The sequence below is a fragment of the Pseudomonas sp. GW821-FHT07F01 genome (assembly GCF_059418825.1).
On record NZ_JBWKQO010000001.1, the window covers coordinates 601960 to 619691 of the forward strand.

The following is a 17732-nucleotide window of genomic DNA, read 5'->3' on the forward strand; positions in this document are numbered from 1 at the left end:
GGGTCAGAAGCGGGTCTGCACCGCCACCTCGAAGGCTCGCGGCTGGCCCAGGTAGTACGCCGGGGACACATGGGCGAACTGGCCATAGACCTCGTTGGTCAGGTTGCGCACCCGGCCGGTCACTGTGGTGTGGCTGTCGACCTTGTAGCGCAGGAAGCTGCCGTACAGGGTGTAGGCGGGCATCCGCAGGGTGTTGGCGTTGTCGGCGTATACCGAGGCCACGTAGCGCGCATCGACCCCGGTCTGCCAGTTGGGCGACAGGTCATAGGTCAGCCACAGGTTGGCCAGCCGGTCCGGTACGTTGGTCGGCGTGTTGCCCTTGCGGGAGACCACCGCGCCGCTGGCGATCTTCTCGTTGAACTCGCCGTACTCGGCATCCACCCAGGCGAAGTTGGCTTGCGCCAGTAGCTTGGGGGTGATGTGCAGGGAACTGGCCAGCTCGATGCCCCTGGAGGTCTGCTGGCCCACCGGGATGCTGTTGGCCGGGTCCAGGGGATCGGTGACGGCAAAGTCCTTGCGCTCGATGCGATAGGCGGCAACGGTCGCCGAACCCCGTCCTTGCAGGTAGTCGAACTTGCTGCCCACTTCCCATTGCTTGCCCGTGGACACCTCGAAGTTCTGAGTGCCACTGGGCTGCTCGGCGGCGGTGCTGTACTGCACGTAGACATTGGCGCTGGGCAGGAACTGCCAGGTCAGGCCCAGGCGCCCGGTGACCGGTTCCCAGCTGCGCTTGAGGTGGCGCGGGTTGCTGGCGGTGATCAGCCGGTGGTTGGTCACGTCCAGGTCGATGGCGTCGTAGCGCAGGCCGCTGAGCAGTGACAGCTCGTCGGTCAGGGCCAAGCGGTTCTCGACGAACAGGGCGCGGGTGGTGACCTGGTTGGTCTTGTCCTTGGCCCAGCCCTGGCGGGTGCCCTTCAGGTCATAGAAGTACCCCGGCTGGAAGTTGCCGGGATCGACGCTGTTGCTGGCCGGCACGTTCCAGGGCGAGTTGGTGGTGCTGTTGACCTTGTACTCAAACCCCCCGGACCAGGTGGTGTCGAGGCCGAACAGCTGATCATCGTGGCGCAGTTCGAACTGGTTGCCGTCCTGCTGGCCCTGGTGCCGTACCAGGTAGGCGGTCGAGCGGTTCACCCGGCTGTTGTCGGCGTTGTACTGGTAGGTCTCCAGGTTGCGATAGTCGCGCTGGCTGTCCAGGTGGTAGAGGGTGTTGCGCAGGCTGGTGCTGGGGTTGATCCGGTAGTCGATGATCGAGCGCAGCCACACAGTGCGCTGTTCATACAGGCCATCGGCGACGTTGTAGTTGTTGAAGCGGTTGTGCTTGTCGATCTTCAGCTCACCGGCCTTGGGATTGAGCACCGGGGTGCCCCAGTAGGGGCTGTCCTCGTGTTCATCCTGGTATTCCACCGCCAGGGTGTGGGACAGGTCCGGGGTCAGGTCGCTGAGCAGGGAGAAGGCCAGACTCCAGGCATCCCTTTCCTGGCGGTCGATGTAGCCGTTGCTGGTGTTGTGGCTGACGTCCAAGCGCGCGTAGTGCTGCACCTCGGCGCCGGCCGGGCTGAGGGCGTGGTTGACCCCGAAAGCGGTCTGCGTGGTGTCGTAGCTGCCGTAGCCGAGCAGGCCTTCGGCAGCCTGTTCGCGGCGGTCCGCGAGCTTGGTCACGTAGTTCAGCGAACCGCCCACGGAGCCAGCGCCATTGATCAGCGACGAGGGGCCGCCCACCAGTTCCACCCGGTCGTAGATCCAGGCGTCCACGGGCCGGGCCAGGCCGGTGGCGACGTTGATGCCGTTGAACATCTGGGTGATCTGGCTGCTGGTAAAACCACGGTAGGAGACGAAGCCGCCGAACCCCGGCGGCGCACTGGCGTTGACCCCGGGCAGGGCGTTGGCCGCTTCCTGGAAGGTGCGGGCGCCGCTTCGCTCCAGGTCCTGGCGGCTGGCCACGGCCACCGAGGCCGGGGTTTCGCGCAGGCTCAGGCCCAGGCGCGAGGCCATGCCGCTGGACTGGTCCAGGTTCAGGCCCGGCTCGGCATCGGCCTCATCGGCGCCGATGGTGGTGGGGGCCAGTTCGAGGCTCGGCTGGCCCCAGGCATTGATCGACAGGCAGCCCAGCAGGCTCGCCAGCAAAGGAAGGTGTTTCATCGGTGCATCCTGAATTCTTGGCTAGGAAAAGGCCCACGAACGCGCGCCGCGCGACAGCGCAGTGGGCAGGTTGAGCACGAGCAGGAATCAGGCGAGAGGCGGTGCCCGGGGGTGGGCCGCGGGCCAGGTGGAGCGGGCGGGGAGGTCGGTCTTGGCCAGGGGGCGCGCAGGCGGGGCCTGGGGCTGCGGCAGCAGGGCCAGGGTCAGGCTGGAGTTCAGGGCCGGGCCCATGCCGCCGGTGGAGCACAGCGGGCAACCGAAGGCTTTGGATAGAGTGGGCAGGGAGCCCTGGTCGGCCGGTTTCTGCAGCGGCGCCTGGGTGGCAGGGTCGACGCTGCAGAACTGCCCGCCGATGCCGTTGAGCTGCATGCCGAGCATCTGCCCGTGGCCGATGCTGCAGGCGAACACGTTGAACAGGACGCAGCAATAGAGCATCCAGGCAACGAGCGAGCGATCGGAACGGGCAAATTTCATGGGGCGGCACTTTATCATCGAAGGCGACGAACGTACTTACAAAAACGGTCAATCGAGTCCATTCTTCAGCGACATTTTCTGCACGGACGTCTGAACATGAATCTTCTGCTCGCACAGGGGGTGGCTGGCAGCTTCCTGTTGATCAGTCTGATCCATCTGTACTGGGCTGCGGGTGGCAAGCGTGGCAGTGATGCGGTGATTCCCGAGGTGCCGGGGCCGGGGCCCGGCATGACCCAGCCGGCGTTCCGCCCGCCGGCCCTGGCCACGATGCTGGTGGCAGTGGCTTTGTTGCTGGTGGCGATGCTGGTGTGCCTGAGGGTCGGGCTCTACCTGCCGACGGTGACCCACCCGTCTCTGCAGTGGGTGATCAGCGCCATTGCCTTGCTGATGTTCGCCCGGGCCATCGGCGACTCCGAGCTGGTGGGTTTTTTCAAGGAAGTCCGGGATTCGAAATTCGCCCGCCTCGACACCCTGTTCTATTCCCCCCTGTGCGTGGTGCTGGGGGCCGGGTTGCTGGTGCTGGCCTGGGCCTGAGGGCAGTCAGCCGGCGCTGGCCAGTGCAGGAGCTGGCTGGTGCAGGAGCTGGCTTGCCAGCGAAGGCGTTTTCGAAGTCGCCGCAAGGCTCACGGGCCTCGTCGCCGGCAGCCGGCTCCTAGGTGCAGCGGATGTGCTCAGTTGCCGGTTTCGCTGCGTTTGCTGCTGATTTCCGCCGGCACATCGTCGCCGGCCATGCGCTTGCGGAACAGCGCGGCCCGCGCCAGCAGCAGGGTGGTCACCGGTACGGTGATGGACATCAGCACCGGGATCAGCCAGGCGTGCAGCACCGGCCCGGACTTGAGCGCGGAAAAGTACAGGATCGACGCCAGGGCCACGGCCCAGGAGCCCATGGTGGAGGCCAGGGCCGGCGGGTGCATGCGCTGGAAGTAGCTCTTCATGCGCAGGATGCCCAGGGCCCCGATCAGGGCAAACACACTGCTGATCACCAGCAACAGGGCCACCAGCACTTCCACCCACAGTGGCAATTGTTCCAGGCTGTTCATTCGATCACCTCGCCACGCAGAAGGAATTTGGCCAGGGCGAAGGAGCCGACAAAGCCGAACAGGGCGATCAGCAGCGCCGCCTCGAAGTAGGTGTCACTGGCGTAGCGCACGCCCAGCACCAGCATCATCAGCATCGCCAGGATGTACAGGTAGTCCAGGGCCAGAACCCGGTCCTGGGCCGAGGGGCCCTTGAACAGGCGCACCAGGGTCAGGACCATGGCCAGGGAGAAAATGAACAGACTCAGCAAGATCGCGTTGGTCAGCAGGACACTCATTCGAAAATCTCCATCAGCGGGCGCTCGTACGTGGCCTTGAAGTGCTGGATGAATTGCGCCTCGTCCTTCAGGTCGAAGACGTGCAGCAACAGCAGGCTGCGGTCCAGGGACAGCTCGGACCAGACCGTGCCCGGCACCACCGTGGTGATGGTGGACAGCGCCGCCAGGCCATTGGCGTCCCGCAGGTCCAGGGGGATCTTGACGAAGGCCGAGTGCACCGGGCGCCGGCCGTTGTTGAGCACGCCCCAGGCCACCAGCAGGTTGGACACCAGCACGTCACGGCCCACCACCAGGAACAGGCGCAGGATGGTGCCCGGGCGGCGGATGCGGATCGGCAGGGGCCGCAGGGGCTGCATCAGCAGCGGCGCGAGAAAGCCCAGCAGGGCGCCCAGCAGCAGGTTGCCCGGGCTGAGGGACAGGTTCAGCACCAGCCAGAGCAGCCACAGTGCCAGGGACAGGAATGGCGCGGGGAACAGGCGCTTCATGGGTGCACCTCCACTGCCGCTGCGGTCTTGGATTCAGGGCTGAGCACGGTGCGGGTGCCCAGCACCGCCATCACGTAATGCTCCGGGTGGTTGAGGCTGTCGGCGGTGGCCTGGGTGAAGCGCAGCAACGGCTCGGCCTTGAAGCTGAGCAGCACGCAGAGCCCCAGCAGCGCCACGATCGGCAGGCACTCCAGGCGCCGCAGCACCGGCGAAGGGCGTTCCTCCGGGGTCCAGAAGCGCTGCACGCCCAGGCGGGCAAAGGCAATCAGCGAGGCCAGGCCCGAGAGGATCAACAGCGCCAGGAAGCACCAGGCCGCCGGGGTGATCGGCGCGCCCTCGCTGGCCCCCAGGCCCTCGGGGTTGAGCAGGGCGGCAATCAGGTTGAGCTTGCCGATGAAGCCCGATAGCGGCGGCATGCCGATGATCAGCAAGGCGCAGGCGATGAAGCTCAGGCCGAGGAAGGCCATGGTCCAGGGGATCACCTGGCCGACCACCACTTTCTGTTCATCGTCGAGGTTGCTGCCCCGTGGCGGGTGCAGCGACTCCATGGGCCGCGGCAGGATCTCGCCTTCATCCTCCAGGGGGATCTCGTTGGCCGAGCGCGAACGCTCGATCAGTTCTGCCAGCAAAAACAGCGCGCACATCGCCAGGGTCGAGCTGAACAGGTAGAACAGCGCCGCGCCGGTGAGGGCCGGCTGGGCGAAGCCGATCACCGAGATCAGGATGCCGGCCGACACCAGGATGCTCAGGCTGGCCATGCGCTCCAGGCGCTGGGCCGGAAGAATCGCCAGGGCCGCGCAGAAGATCGTCGCCATGCCGCCGTACACCAGCCACTGGCTGCCGAAATAGGCCGAGGCCCCGGCTTGCCCGGAGAACAGCAGGGTCCACAGGCGCAGTACGGTGTACACACCGACTTTGGTCATGATGGCGAACAGTGCCGCCACCGGCGCGCTGGCCGAGGAGTAGGCGGGCACCAGCCAGAAGTTCAGTGGCCACATCCCGGCCTTGGCCAGGAAGGCGATCGCCAGGATCGCCGTACCGGCGTGCAGCAGGCCGCGGTCGGCTTCCGGCACCAGGGGGATCTTCATCGCCAGGTCGGCCATGTTCAGGGTCCCGGTGACCCCGTAGATCATTGCCGTGCCGATCAGGAACAGCGACGAGGCCAGCAGGTTGATGGTGATGTAGTGCAGCCCCGAAGACACCCGCGCGCGCCCCGAGCCGTGAAGCATCAGGCCGTAGGAGGCCGCCAGCAGCACCTCGAAGAACACGAACAGGTTGAACAGGTCGGCGGTCAGGAAGGCCCCGTAGAGGCCCATCAGCTGGATCTGGAACAGGGCATGGAAACTGGCCCCGGCGCCGTCCCAGCGGGCCATGGCGAACAGCAGCGCGCTGACCCCGATGATACCGGTGAGCACCAGCATCAGCGCCGACAGGCGATCGACCACCAGCACGATGCCGAACGGCACCTGCCAGTTGCTGGGCAGGTACACGCCGAAGGAACCGGTGGCGCCCTGGACCTGGGTCCAGTACAGCAGGTAGCCCGCCAGGCACAGGCCCAGCAGGGTGGAGAGCAGGTTGATCCGGGCTTTCAGCGGGCGATGCTTTTCCCCCAGCAGCAACATGATGCCCGCGGTCAGCAGCGGCAGGAGGATGGGGGCGACGATCAGGTGCGACAACGGATTCATTCCTTGGGCTCCCGGCCATCGACGTGGTCGGTGCCGGTCAGGCCCCGGGAAGCCAGGAGCACCACCAGAAACAGCGCGGTCATGGCGAAGCTGATGACGATGGCCGTGAGCACCAGCGCCTGGGGCAGCGGGTCGGTGTAGTGCAGCAGGTCCTGGGGCACGCCGTCCTTGACGATCGGCTCCTTGCCGATGAACAGGCTGCCCATGCTGAAGATGAACAGGTTGACCGCATAGGACAGCAGGCACAGGCCCATCACCACCTGGAAGGTCCGCGGGCGCAGCACCAGCCAGACTCCGGAGGCGGCGAGGACCCCAATGGCGATTGCGATGACTTCTTCCATCAGGCGGCTCCGTTCTGAGTCAGGGATTTGGCCTGGCTGGCCGGCTTGTGGGCCCGCACCGACTGGTGCGCCAGGGCCGTGAGGATCAGCAGGGTCGCGCCCACCACCACGGCGTACACGCCGATGTCGAAGAACAGCGCGCTGGCGATGTGGATATCACCGAACAGCGGCAGGTCCACATGCAGCGTGTGGGTGGTCAGGAACGGGTAGCCCCAGGCCAGGGCGCCGAGGCCGGTGGCCAGGGCAACCAGCAGCCCGGTGCCCATCCAGCGCAGCGGCCGCAGACTCATCTGCGCCTCGACCCACTGGGTGCCCGCCACCATGTACTGGAGGATGAAGGCCACCGACATCACCAGCCCGGCGACGAAACCGCCACCCGGCAGGTTGTGCCCGCGCATGAACAGGTAGAAGGACACCACCAGGGCAATCGGCAGCAGCAGGCGCACCAGCACCGCCGGCACCATCATGAAGCCCAGGGCGGTGTCGCTGGCCTGGCGCGGGTTGACCAGGTCGGTGACCACGTCCGGGGCCAGCAGGCGCTGCTGCGCCGGCAACTGCATGCTTTCCTTGGGCGGGCGGAAGCGGCGCAGCAGGGCGAACACGGTCAGGGCCACCGCCGCCAGCACGGTGATCTCGCCCAGGGTGTCGAAGCTGCGGAAGTCCACCAGGGTCACGTTGACCACATTGGTGCCGCCGCCTTCGGGCAGGGCGCGGCTGAGGTAGAACGAGGAAATGTCGTTGGGAGTGGGGCGGGTCAGCATGGCGTAGGACAGCACTGCCATGCCCAGGCCCACGGCCACCGACAGGCTCAGGTCGCGCAGGCGGCGGATGCGCGCCTTGGGCACGCTGCTGGGCAGGGGCGAGACGTCCTCGATCCGCCGTGGCAGCCAGCGCAGGCCGAGGAGGATCAGCACCGTGGTCACCACTTCCACCACCAGCTGGGTCAGGGCCAGGTCCGGCGCCGAGAACCAGACGAAGGTCACGCAGGTCATCAGGCCGCAGACGCTGACCATGGTCAGGGCGGCCAGACGGTGGTACTTGGCTTGCCAGGCGGCGCCCAGGGCGCAGGCGATGGCCAGCAGCCAGAAGGTCACGAAGACGATGGAACCGGGGATCTTCGGCCGGTCGCCCCAGGTCAGCTGGCTGTAGAGCATGGGGATCAGCCCGGCGATCACCGCCGCCAGGATCAGCACGAACAGCTGGGTCTGCAGGCGCTTGGTGCTCAACCGGCGTTCCAGGCGCCGGGCCAGGCGGGTCATGCCCACCAGGCTGCGCTCGAACAACAGCTTGCCGTTGAGACGGCCCACGCCCGGCGGGTAGGCGAAACGGCCCGCCACCAGCGGCTTGTGCAGCAGCAGGTAGAGGACGATGCCGCAGGACATGGCGATCAGGCTCATGATCATCGGGGCATTGAGGCCGTGCCAGATGGCCAGGCTGTACTCGGGCAGGGTTCCGCCCACCACCGGCAGCGCCGCGGCGGCCAGCAGCGGGCCGATGATCTGCGCCGGGAAGATCCCCACCAGCAGGCAGGTGAACACCAGCAGTTCAACCGGGGCACGCATCCAGCGCGGCGGCTCGTGGGGCGTGTGCGGCAGGTCGGTGGCCGGCTCCCCGAAGAACACGTCGACCGTGAAGCGCAGGGCGTAGGCGACGCTGAAGGTCCCGGCGATGGTAGCGATCACCGGCAGGGCGATTTCCACCCAGGCGCTGGAGTTGATGAACACCGTCTCGGCGAAGAACATCTCCTTGGACAGGAAGCCGTTGAGCAGCGGCACCCCGGCCATGGAGGCGCTGGCCACCATGGCCAGGGTCGCGGTGTAGGGCATCAGCTTGATCAGGCCGTTGAGCTTGCGGATGTCACGGCTGCCGCTTTCGTGGTCGATGATCCCGGCCGCCATGAACAGCGAGGCCTTGAACGTGGCGTGGTTGAGAATGTGGAACACCGCCGCCACCGCGGCCAGCGGGCTGTTCAGGCCCAGCAGCAGGGTGATCAGCCCCAGGTGGCTGATGGTGGAATAGGCCAGCAGGCCCTTGAGGTCGTTCTGGAACATCGCGCAGTAGGCGCCCAGCACCAGGGTGCAGGCCCCGGCGCCGCTGACGATGTAGAACCATTCTTCAGTGCCGGACAACGACGGCCACAGGCGGGCCAGGAGAAACACCCCGGCCTTGACCATGGTCGCCGAGTGCAGGTAGGCCGAGACCGGGGTCGGTGCGGCCATGGCGTGGGGTAGCCAGAAGTGGAAGGGGAACTGCGCGCTCTTGCTCAGGGCGCCCAGCAGGATCAGGGGCAACAGGATCGGGTAGAGCGCGTGGGCGCGTATCTTGTCTCCGGCAGCCAGTACCTGATCCAGGTCGTAGCTGCCCACCACATGGCCGAGCAGCATGACCCCGGCCAGCAGGCACAAGCCCCCGGCACCGGTGACCATCAACGCCATGTAGGCGCCGCGGCGGGCATCGGAGCGGTGGTGCCAGTAGCCGATCAGCAGGAAGGAGAAGAGGCTGGTGAGCTCCCAGAAGAACACGATCTGGATCAGGTTGCCGGAAATCACCAGGCCGAGCATGGCCCCCATGAAGGCCAGGAAGAAGGCGAAGAAACGCGGCACCGGATCTTGCGGCGACATGTAATAACGCGCGTAGAGCGCCACCAGGCTGCCGATGCCCAGCACCAGCAGCGAGAACAGCCAGGCGAAGCCGTCCAGGCGCAGCACGAAGTTCAGCCCCAGGCTCGGCAGCCAGGCATACTCCTCGCGAATCACCCCGCCATCGGCGATCTGTGGGTACAGCAGAGCCACCTGGATGGTGCCAATGAGTGCCACCAGGCCGGCCAGCAGAGATTCGGTGTTACGTGCGTTGTGCGGCAACAGGGCCGCCAGACAGCTGCCGATGAATGGCAGAAGCAGTAGAACTATCAGGGACATAGGCTTCTAATCTGCGGAAAAGTATGACGCATAATACGTGCCAGGCCCTGGATCACCAACCGCCATGCGCGGCCCGGGCCCCCTAAGAAATGTTACATACGCTTTCAAAGGTAGGAGACAAATGCCTGATGCGCCCGTTCACCGGGTGCTGTGGGGCAAATGCCCTGCCCAGCTCAAGCCGCCACAAGGATCGACAAGGGTGCACATGATTAAAGGATCGGCCTTGGGCCGGCTGTTTCGACGGGGCGCGTTCGCCGTGCTGTTCACCGCCTTCGGTGCGGCATCGGGCATTGGCCTGGAGCATTATCTGGACCGCCCCGACATGCTCAAGACCCGCCAGGCGCTGGTCATCGAAGGCCCGCAGGGGGATGAGCGCAACTATGTGCTGCCGCCTGGCACGGTGCTCTATTTCGACCGCGCCTTTGCCGAGGGGCATGCGCTCTACCACGCCTACTTCTACTATCACGGCGAGCCTGAAAATGACCGGGTACTGCTGGAGCCCAAGCACAAGGGCTCCCTGACCGTCCCCACCTGGCTCTACGCCCCCGGGGACCCCGCACTGTAGGCGCTGGCCTATCAGCGAGAGCGCCTGCAAGAGCACCTTCGCCGGCAAGCCGGCTCCTACAGTCCCCACCACTACCCCAGCCAGCCGTAGGCGCTGGCTTGCCAGCGAAAGGGCCCTCAAGAGCTCCCTCACCAGCAAGCCACCCCCCGCAGCGGGCCGTTGCTCAGGACTCCACCGCCTCGCCGCTCTGCTGTCCGGCTTCTGCCTTGGGCTTCCATTCGCTGATGATCACCGCCAGCACGATCAAGGCGCCGCCCAGCAACGCCAGCCCCGGCAGGCGCTCCCCGGCGATGCGCCCGACAATCCCGGCCCACACCGGCTCGCCGGCATAGATCAGGGTGGCGCGGGTCGGCGAGACGCTTTTCTGCGCCCAGTTCATTGCCAGCTGGATCACCGCGCTGGCAGCCCCCAGGCCCAGGGCGCTGGCCAGCAGCAGCCAGGAAAACCCCGGCAGCGCTTCCCCGGTCGGCCACACCATGGCGAACGCCAGCAGCGAGGTGACCGCCAGTTGCACCACGGTGACCCGGCGCACATCCACCCGCCCGCCGAAGCTGCTGATGAGGATGATCTCCGCGGCAATGGCCACGGTACTGATCAGGGTGGCGATCTCCCCGGGGCTGAAGTCCAGGGAGGCGCCATTGGGCCCGGACAGCAGCATCAGCCCGGTGAACGCCAGCATGATGCCGATACTCGGCAGCAACCCCGGGCGCTTGCCCATGAACAGCCATTGCAGCAACGGCACGAAGGGCACATAAAGGGCAGTGATGAACGCCGACTGGCTGCTGGGAATGCTTTGCAGGCCCACGGTCTGCAAACCGTAGCCGAGCATGATGGCGGTGCCGATAAAGGCCCCGGCGCGCAGTTCGAACAGGGTCAGGCCGCGCAAGTGGCGCAGTGAGAATGCACCGACCATGCACGCCGCTGCGGCAAAGCGCAGGCCGACGAAGAACATCGGCCCGCTGACGCTCATGGCGTTCTGCACCAGCAGGAAGGTGCCGCCCCAGATCATGGTGATCAGCACCAGCACGGCTTCGGCCTTGCTCAACTTGAACTGGAATCCGCGGGAGGGCGTTGCTGTCATGGCCTTGCGTGCTACCTGAGGGGGACGCACAATGCGCCGGAAGTTGGGCAGTATACTGCGCAGGCCCCGGGAGTGAGCAATATAGTGCACAAAGAAAACGTCCAGCGGGCCTCGGTCCTGCAACATGTCAGCCTCAACGTCCGCCGCCTGCGCAATGCCGCGGGCTTGAGCCAGAGCGCCCTGGCGGAAAAATCCAATGTCAGCCGGCGGATGCTGGTGGCGATAGAGGCGGGGGAGAAGAACGTCAGCCTCGGCACCCTGGACCGGGTGGCCGAAGCCCTGGACGTGGCCTTCAGCGACCTGATCCAGGCCCCGGAATCCCGGGATTCGAGCCGCATCAACGAGCTGGCCTGGGCCGGTGCTATCCCCGGCAGCAAGGCGCTGCTCCTGGCCAAGGCCGAGGCCACCCGTGAAGTGGAGCTTTGGGAATGGCAGCTGGAGCCTGGCGAGGTCTATCACTCGGAGTGCGACGCCGAGGGCTGGAGCGAGCAGATCTACGTCTTCGAAGGCTGCCTGACGGTGTTTTTCGGCGACACTGAACGGCGCCTGGAATGCGGTGACTTCTTCATGTTCGCCAGCCACGTGCCCCACGGCTACCGCAACGACGGCACCCGGGCCACGCGCTTCGTGCGCAACGTGGTGATCTGATGCCCCGTGGCCCGGCAAGCGCTGTTTGCCCAGCAACAGCAGTTGGACATTTTGCCTGTTTTCAGTTGATGTCTTTTAGCTGAATTATCAAGCAAGCTGCTGATATTAAAGGTTTTTATATTTAGGCACGACTCCTGCAATTGTCCTGATAGCGAACACCCGAGCGGTGTTCATCTTGATCTTCAGGAAGCGGAGTCGGCCCATGACAGTCCCAGCCCAACCCTCTCGCAGTGCCCACATCATCCGCAGCGATGCCGAGGCCATCAGCGTGGCCCAGGCCCTGGCCCAGCGCTTTGCCGTGGAGGCTGCGGTGCGCGACCGCGAACGGCGCCTGCCCCGGGCAGAGCTCGACGAATTTTCCGCCAGCGGCCTGTGGGGCATCACCATCCCCAAAGAGTACGGCGGTGCCGGGGTGTCCTACGCCACCCTGGTGGAAGTCATCAAGCTCATTTCCGCCGCCGACCCGTCTCTCGGCCAGTTGCCGCAGAACCACCTGGGGGTGGTGGACATCCTGCTGCAGACCGCCAGCGAAGAGCAGAAGCGCCATTACTTCGCCAAGGTGTTGCAGGGCTACCGCTTCGGCAATGCGTTTTCCGAGGCCGGCAGCAAGCACGTCGGCGCCTTTGAAACCCAGATCCGTTTCGACGGCGAACAGGCGCGGATCGACGGCGAGAAGTTCTACTGCACCGGGGCGCTGTTCGCCCACATCGTCCCGGCGGTGGCGGTGGACGAACACAACCAGGCGCACATTGCCTTTATCGAGCGCGACAACCCTGGCCTCACGGTGATCGACAGCTGGGACGGCTTCGGCCAGCGCACCACCGCCAGCGGCGGGGTCAGCCTCAAGGCGGTGCGGGTGCCGCGCAGCGCGGTGATCCCGGCCCATCGGGCCTTCGACCAGCCCACCGCCGATGGCCCGATCTCGCAAATCATCCAGGCCGCGGTGGACACCGGCATCGCCGTCGCCGCGCTGGAAGACGCCAAGCACCATGCCCGGCAATCCCGGCCGTGGATCGACAGCGGCCTGGACCATGGCTGGCAGGACCCGTTCACCATTGCCGCCATCGGCGACCTGGAATGGCGGGTGCACGGCACCGAGGCGATCCTCGCCAAGGCCGCCGAGGCGGTCGATCAGGCCCTGGCCCAGCCCGGTGAAGACAGCGTCGCCCAGGCCTCCCTGGTGGTGGCCCAGGCCAAGGTGCTGTCGGCGGAGAGTGCCTTGCTCGCCGCCAGCAAACTCTTCGAACTGGCCGGCACCCGTTCGGTGTCGGGCAAGTACAACCTCGACCGCCACTGGCGCAACGCCCGCACCCACACCCTGCACGATCCGGCGCGCTGGAAATATCACCTGATCGGCAACTACCTGCTCAACGGCATCAAGCCGGCCCGCCACGCCTGGAACTGAAGGACTGCGCCATGAATGCACTGACCCGCCCCGACACCCCCCAAGCGGCCCTGGAACACAACGCCCAGGTCCTGCAGCGGGCCCGCGTCCTGCTGCAGCAAACCCTGGATTTCATCCGCGAGCAGGCCCGGCCCTGGAGCGGCAGCGGCCTGGCCAGGGCCAGCGACGACCCCTATGTGATCAGCCGCTTTGGCGACCTGAACATCCGCATCGACCTGGCCGCGGCCCTGCAGGAGCGGGCCCAGCGCCAGATAGAACAAGAGCCGGACCCGGCGGAAGTTGCGGTGGCCCTGGCCGAGGCGGCGATTGCCGCGGGCCAGGCACTGCTGGCGGCCAGCGACGCCGAGTTCGAACTCACCGGTCAGCGCAGCCCGCAGCCCCAGACCCTGGATGACCCGCTGCGCTGGAAATACCAACTGATTGGCAACTACCGCCTCAATGGCGTGCCACCCCAAGGTTTCAGGAGTGTTGTGTGATGTCCCGTGAAATCCGCCTCAATGCCTTCGACATGAACTGTGTCGGCCACCAGTCGCCGGGCCTCTGGGCCCACCCCCGGGACCGCTCCTGGCAGTACAAGGACCTGGAGTACTGGACCGACCTGGCGAAAATTCTCGAAAAGGGCAAGTTCGACGGGTTGTTCATCGCCGATGTGCTGGGCATCTACGACGTCTACAACGGCAACGGCGAGGCAGCGATCCGCCAGGCCGCCCAGGTCCCGGTGAACGACCCGCTGCAGCTGATCCCGCCCATGGCCCTGGTCACCGAGCACCTGGGCTTCGGCCTCACCGCGTCGCTGTCCTTCGAGCACCCGTACCCCTTCGCCCGGCGCCTATCCACCCTCGATCACCTGACGAAGGGCCGCGCCGGCTGGAACATCGTCACCTCCTACCTGGAGAGCGGGGCCAAGAACATCGGGCAGCAGGCCCAGACCGAACACGACGCTCGCTACGACTACGCCGAGGAGTACCTGGAGGTCTGCTACAAGCTCTGGGAAGGCAGTTGGGAAGACGGCGCGATCCTGCGCGACCGCGAGCGACGGATCTTCAGCGACCCGAGCAAGATCCACGAGATCCGCCATGTCGGCAAACACTTCCAGGTGCCGGGCATCCACCTCTGCGAGCCGTCGCCGCAACGTACCCCGGTGCTCTACCAGGCCGGGGCGTCCAGCCGGGGCAAGCAGTTCGCCGCCGAGCAGGCCGAATGCGTGTTCGTCGCCGCGCCGTCCAAGGTGCTGCTGAAAAAGACCGTGGCCGACATCCGCCGCCGGGCCGCCGAGGCCGGGCGCGATCCGTCGAAGATCCTGATCTTCAACCTGCAGACGGTGATCCTGGGCGAGACCGACGCCAAGGCCAAGGCCAAGTTCGAGGAATACAAATCCTGGGTCAGCTACGAGGGCGCCATGGCGCTGATTTCCGGCTGGACCGGCATCGACTTCAGCCGTTTCAAGCCCGACGAGCCCCTCAAGCACGTGCACACCAACGCCATCCAGTCGGCGGTGGAAGCCTTCTCCACGGCAGACCCGAACAAGGTCTGGACACCCCATGAACTGGCGGACTGGGTGGGCATCGGTGGCTTTGGCCCGTTGTTCGTCGGTAGCCCGGAAACCGTCGCCGACCTGCTTCAGGAATGGGTGGAAGAGACCGACGTCGACGGCTTCAACCTGGCGTATGCGCTGACCCACGAAAGCTTTATCGACGCCGTGGAACTGCTGGTGCCGGAGTTGCAGAAGCGGGGCGTCTACAAGACCGAATACGCCCCGGGCACCCTGCGGGAAAAACTTTTCGGCGCCGGCCCGCGCCTGCCCGAAAGCCACCCGGGCAGCGCCTGGCGCAACCTGGGCGGGCAATGCCAAGCAGCCGCGCAACGTGCCAGCGCCTGAACCCCGCGCCCTGTAGGAGCTGGCTCGCCAGCGAAGGGGCCCACGCCTTCGCCGGCAAGCCGGCTCCTACAAGCGAAAAGGCCCACAAGGCCCCCGTTCATTTCCAGCCAGCGGACCACCGCACGCGATTGCCAAGAGATCGAGGTCAACTCATGAGCGTGCATGAACTCAAGCGTGCGCCGAGCGCGGATTCGCCAGCGCCCCAGGCCCGGCTGCAGTTGAGCGGGGCCCTGGAGCGGTTGCGCCACTGGGCCCAGGTCAGCCCGTTGCACAACGCCTTGCGCCACAAGCGCCACGGCCACTGGTACGCCTGGCGCTGGATCGACGCCCTGCGGGACGTCGAGCGCCTGGCCGACGGCCTGCGCCAGCAGGGCCTGACGCCGGATTCGCGGTTGGCAGTCAGCGCCCGCTTCGAACCGGACCTGCTCCTGCTGGCCCTGGCGGCCCACAGCCTTGGCGCCGAGGTGTTGAGCCTGGACGACGAGCTGCCGCCCCAAGCCCTGCGCCAGACCCTGTGGCGCCTGCAACCGAGCCACGCCTTCGTGCATTCGCGCCAGCAGGTGCTGGATTGGGTCGCCGCCAGTGAAAACGCTCTGGCCCCGCAGTTGCTGATTGCGGGGCAAGCCTTGCCGCGCCTGCCGGAAGGCGCGCATCTGCCCCTGCTGGAATTGCGCGAGCTGCTGGGCCGGGGCGAGCCACCCCGGCGCCAGGCCAATTGGCGCGCCCCGGTCGGCAGCGGCCAATTGTGGAGCGAGGAGGGCACGCAATGGCAGGAGGGCCTGACGGTGCTGCTGGAGCAATGGCTGGGCAGTGGCCAGTGCCTGGCCTTCGCAGAAAGCCGCGGCTCGACCAGCCGCGACCGGCGGGAGGTAGCCCCCAGCGGCCTGCTGCTGTCGCCCCAGCGCCTGCAACGCCTGGCGGACGAGGTCGAGAGCCGCCTGGCGCCCCCCGATAGCTGGCGCCGACGCCTGTGCGAGTGGGCCTTGGCCCATCCCCAGGGCCTGTTGGCGCGCCTGCTCAAGCATCGGGTGCGCCGCCTGCTGGGCTTTGCTCGCCTGCAATTCATCTGGCAGGCCCCCCAGGCCACGACGCCACCGGCCACCCCGGCCTGGATCGTCGAATTCACACGGAACATTGCATGAGCCACGCCGAATCCATTTTGCAAGTCAGTGACATCTCCCTGTCGTTCAAGGGGGTCAAGGCCATCAATCAACTGTCGTTCGAGGTGCGCCGGGGCGAGATCTGTGCCCTGATCGGCCCCAATGGCGCGGGCAAGAGTTCGCTGCTCAACGTGCTCAACGGGGTCTATCGCTTTGACGCCGGGAGCATCGTGTTCGAGCGCCAGCCGTTGCAGCGCATCGACCCGCTGGACGCCGCGCGCCGGGGCATCGGCCGGACGTTCCAGAACAACGCGCTGTTCAAGAAGATGAGCGTGCTGGACAACCTGCTCACCGGCCTTTCGCGCCACTCCCGCGCGCGCTTCATCGAACAGGCCCTGGGCTTGCCCCGGGCCCGCCGTGAAGCCCGGGCATTCCGCCAGCTGGCCGAAGGCATCCTGCAGTTTCTGGAATTGCAGGCATTGCGCGATGTGCCGGTGGGCTACCTGGCCTATGGCCTGCAAAAGCGCGTCGAGTTGGGCAGGGCGCTGATCGCCGGGCCCAGCCTGTTGCTGCTGGACGAACCCCTGGCCGGAATGAATGCCGAGGAGAAGCAGGAAATGGCCCGCTTCATCGCCGACATCAATCGTGACCTGGGCACCACCGTGGTGCTGATCGAGCACGACATGGCGGTGGTCATGGATCTGTGCGACCACGTGGTGGTGCTCGACTACGGACGCAAGGTGGGCGATGGCACGCCGGCCGAGGTCCAGGCCAACCCCGAGGTGATCGCCGCTTACCTGGGGGCCGTGCACTGATGGCATTCTTCTTCGAAACCCTGCTCGGCGGTCTGCTGGCCGGCACCCTGTATTCACTGGTGGCCATCGGCTTCGTGCTGATCTACAAGGCCAGTGGCGTGTTCAATTTCGCCCAGGGCTCGATGCTGCTGTTCGCCGCGCTGACCTTTGTCAGCCTGCACGAGCGGGGCGTGCCTTTCGCCCTGGCACTGTTGCTGACGGTGCTGGTGATGATCCTCGGCGCCTGGCTGATCGAACGCCTGGTGCTGCGGCCCTTGGTCAACCGCTCGCCGATCACCCTGTTCATGGCCACCCTGGGCCTGTCGTTCATCATCGAGGGCCTGGCCCAGGGCCTGATGGGCTCCCAGGTGCGGGCCCTGGACCTGGGCATCGACGATGTGCCGCTGTTCCTCGGGCCGCTGATGGTCAGCCAGTTCGACCTGATTGCCGCGGCCACCGCCCTGGTGCTGGTGACGGTGCTGGCGCTGCTGTTCAACAAGACCCGCATCGGCATCTCGCTGCGGGCGGTGGCCGACGACACCACGGCGGCGCTGTCCATCGGCATCAACCTCAACCGCATCTGGCAGATCGTCTGGGCGGTGGCCGGGGTGGTGGGGCTGGTGGCCGGGCTGCTCTGGGGGGCACGCCAGGGGGTGCAGTTCTCTCTATCGCTGGTGGTGCTCAAGGCGCTGCCGGTGCTGATCATCGGCGGCTTCACCTCGATCGGCGGGGCGATTGCCGGCGGCCTGATCGTCGGCGCCGCCGAAAACCTGGCGGAGGTCTATATCGGCCCGCTGATCGGCGGCGGCATCAGCCCCTGGTTCGCCTATGTCCTGGCCCTGGCCTTCCTCTACATCCGCCCCGCCGGCCTGTTCGGCGAGCGGGCCATCGAGCGAGTGTGAA

18 protein-coding genes are annotated in these 17732 nt (G+C 66.4%); 9 read left to right on the top strand and 9 right to left on the bottom strand.

Going from position 1 to position 17732, the window contains the following annotated elements:
- Positions 1–3: 3 nt before the first annotated feature.
- Together AC07R1_RS02825 and AC07R1_RS02830 are read right to left on the bottom strand one after the other, a co-directional pair.
- Positions 4–2139 (bottom strand): TonB-dependent receptor, encoded by a 2136-nt coding sequence (locus AC07R1_RS02825; protein ID WP_495110082.1) that lies wholly within the window; start codon positions 2137–2139, stop codon positions 4–6.
- 87 nt (positions 2140–2226) lie between these two features.
- Entirely contained in the window at positions 2227–2613 is a 387-nt protein-coding gene (locus tag AC07R1_RS02830) for a DUF2946 domain-containing protein (RefSeq protein WP_047286184.1), read from the bottom strand.
- Between the two features lie 96 nt (positions 2614–2709).
- On the opposite strand from AC07R1_RS02830, the gene AC07R1_RS02835 reads away from it, so the two are divergent.
- The gene (locus AC07R1_RS02835; protein WP_019094294.1) at positions 2710–3147 is read left to right on the top strand and encodes a DUF3995 domain-containing protein; all 438 of its coding nucleotides are present in this window, start codon (positions 2710–2712) and stop codon (positions 3145–3147) included.
- A 137-nt stretch (positions 3148–3284) separates the two neighbouring features.
- Here AC07R1_RS02835 and AC07R1_RS02840 read toward each other — a convergent pair whose 3' ends face one another.
- The 6 genes from AC07R1_RS02840 to AC07R1_RS02865 are packed head-to-tail and all read right to left on the bottom strand — an operon-like array spanning position 3285 to position 9357.
- Complete coding sequence (locus tag AC07R1_RS02840; RefSeq protein ID WP_011060902.1) at positions 3285–3653, bottom strand: Na+/H+ antiporter subunit G; 369 nt, start codon at positions 3651–3653, stop codon at positions 3285–3287.
- Positions 3650–3928 (bottom strand): K+/H+ antiporter subunit F, encoded by a 279-nt coding sequence (locus AC07R1_RS02845; protein WP_011060903.1) that lies wholly within the window; start codon positions 3926–3928, stop codon positions 3650–3652. Before AC07R1_RS02845 ends, AC07R1_RS02840 begins: the two co-directional genes overlap by 4 nt.
- Positions 3925–4413 carry a Na+/H+ antiporter subunit E gene (locus AC07R1_RS02850; protein WP_011060904.1) on the bottom strand — a complete coding sequence of 163 codons (489 nt, stop codon included), beginning with the start codon at positions 4411–4413 and terminating at the stop codon, positions 3925–3927. Before AC07R1_RS02850 ends, AC07R1_RS02845 begins: the two co-directional genes overlap by 4 nt.
- A complete protein-coding gene (locus tag AC07R1_RS02855) occupies positions 4410–6098 on the bottom strand; it encodes a monovalent cation/H+ antiporter subunit D (protein WP_015635327.1) in 1689 nt (562 codons plus the stop codon). The genes AC07R1_RS02850 and AC07R1_RS02855 overlap by 4 nt, the downstream gene beginning before the upstream one ends.
- Positions 6095–6439 (bottom strand): Na+/H+ antiporter subunit C, encoded by a 345-nt coding sequence (locus AC07R1_RS02860; protein ID WP_011060906.1) that lies wholly within the window; start codon positions 6437–6439, stop codon positions 6095–6097. The genes AC07R1_RS02855 and AC07R1_RS02860 overlap by 4 nt, the downstream gene beginning before the upstream one ends.
- A complete protein-coding gene (locus tag AC07R1_RS02865) occupies positions 6439–9357 on the bottom strand; it encodes a monovalent cation/H+ antiporter subunit A (RefSeq protein ID WP_011060907.1) in 2919 nt (972 codons plus the stop codon). The genes AC07R1_RS02860 and AC07R1_RS02865 overlap by 1 nt, the downstream gene beginning before the upstream one ends.
- A 205-nt stretch (positions 9358–9562) precedes the next feature.
- Between AC07R1_RS02865 and AC07R1_RS02870 the strand changes: the two genes are divergently transcribed.
- The gene (locus tag AC07R1_RS02870) at positions 9563–9922 is read left to right on the top strand and encodes a hypothetical protein (RefSeq protein WP_169891825.1); all 360 of its coding nucleotides are present in this window, start codon (positions 9563–9565) and stop codon (positions 9920–9922) included.
- 163 nt (positions 9923–10085) lie between these two features.
- Here the strand turns inward: AC07R1_RS02870 and AC07R1_RS02875 are convergent, their stop codons facing one another.
- Entirely contained in the window at positions 10086–11093 is a 1008-nt protein-coding gene (locus AC07R1_RS02875) for a DMT family transporter (protein ID WP_015635330.1), read from the bottom strand.
- Here AC07R1_RS02875 and AC07R1_RS02880 point away from each other — a divergent pair.
- From AC07R1_RS02880 to AC07R1_RS02910, 7 genes are all read left to right on the top strand, one after another.
- On the top strand, positions 11088–11651 hold the full coding sequence (locus AC07R1_RS02880) for a helix-turn-helix domain-containing protein (RefSeq protein WP_011060910.1): 564 nt from the start codon (positions 11088–11090) through the stop codon (positions 11649–11651). The two genes, AC07R1_RS02875 and AC07R1_RS02880, sit on opposite strands and share 6 nt — an antisense overlap.
- Positions 11652–11853: 202 nt before the next feature.
- Positions 11854–13056, top strand: coding sequence for an SfnB family sulfur acquisition oxidoreductase (locus AC07R1_RS02885; RefSeq protein ID WP_495110083.1), 1203 nt, complete (start codon positions 11854–11856; stop codon positions 13054–13056).
- Positions 13057–13067: 11 nt separating this feature from the next.
- Complete coding sequence (locus AC07R1_RS02890; protein WP_011060912.1) at positions 13068–13532, top strand: acyl-CoA dehydrogenase; 465 nt, start codon at positions 13068–13070, stop codon at positions 13530–13532.
- Positions 13532–14935 carry an LLM class flavin-dependent oxidoreductase gene (locus tag AC07R1_RS02895; protein WP_495110084.1) on the top strand — a complete coding sequence of 468 codons (1404 nt, stop codon included), beginning with the start codon at positions 13532–13534 and terminating at the stop codon, positions 14933–14935. The genes AC07R1_RS02890 and AC07R1_RS02895 overlap by 1 nt, the downstream gene beginning before the upstream one ends.
- Positions 14936–15087: 152 nt before the next feature.
- Positions 15088–16077, top strand: a complete 990-nt coding sequence (locus AC07R1_RS02900; RefSeq protein ID WP_041752187.1) for an AMP-binding protein — start codon at positions 15088–15090, stop codon at positions 16075–16077.
- On the top strand, positions 16074–16850 hold the full coding sequence (locus AC07R1_RS02905) for an ABC transporter ATP-binding protein (RefSeq protein WP_495110085.1): 777 nt from the start codon (positions 16074–16076) through the stop codon (positions 16848–16850). Before AC07R1_RS02900 ends, AC07R1_RS02905 begins: the two co-directional genes overlap by 4 nt.
- Positions 16850–17731, top strand: coding sequence for a branched-chain amino acid ABC transporter permease (locus tag AC07R1_RS02910; protein ID WP_495110086.1), 882 nt, complete (start codon positions 16850–16852; stop codon positions 17729–17731). The genes AC07R1_RS02905 and AC07R1_RS02910 overlap by 1 nt, the downstream gene beginning before the upstream one ends.
- Position 17732: the final 1 nt, after the last annotated feature.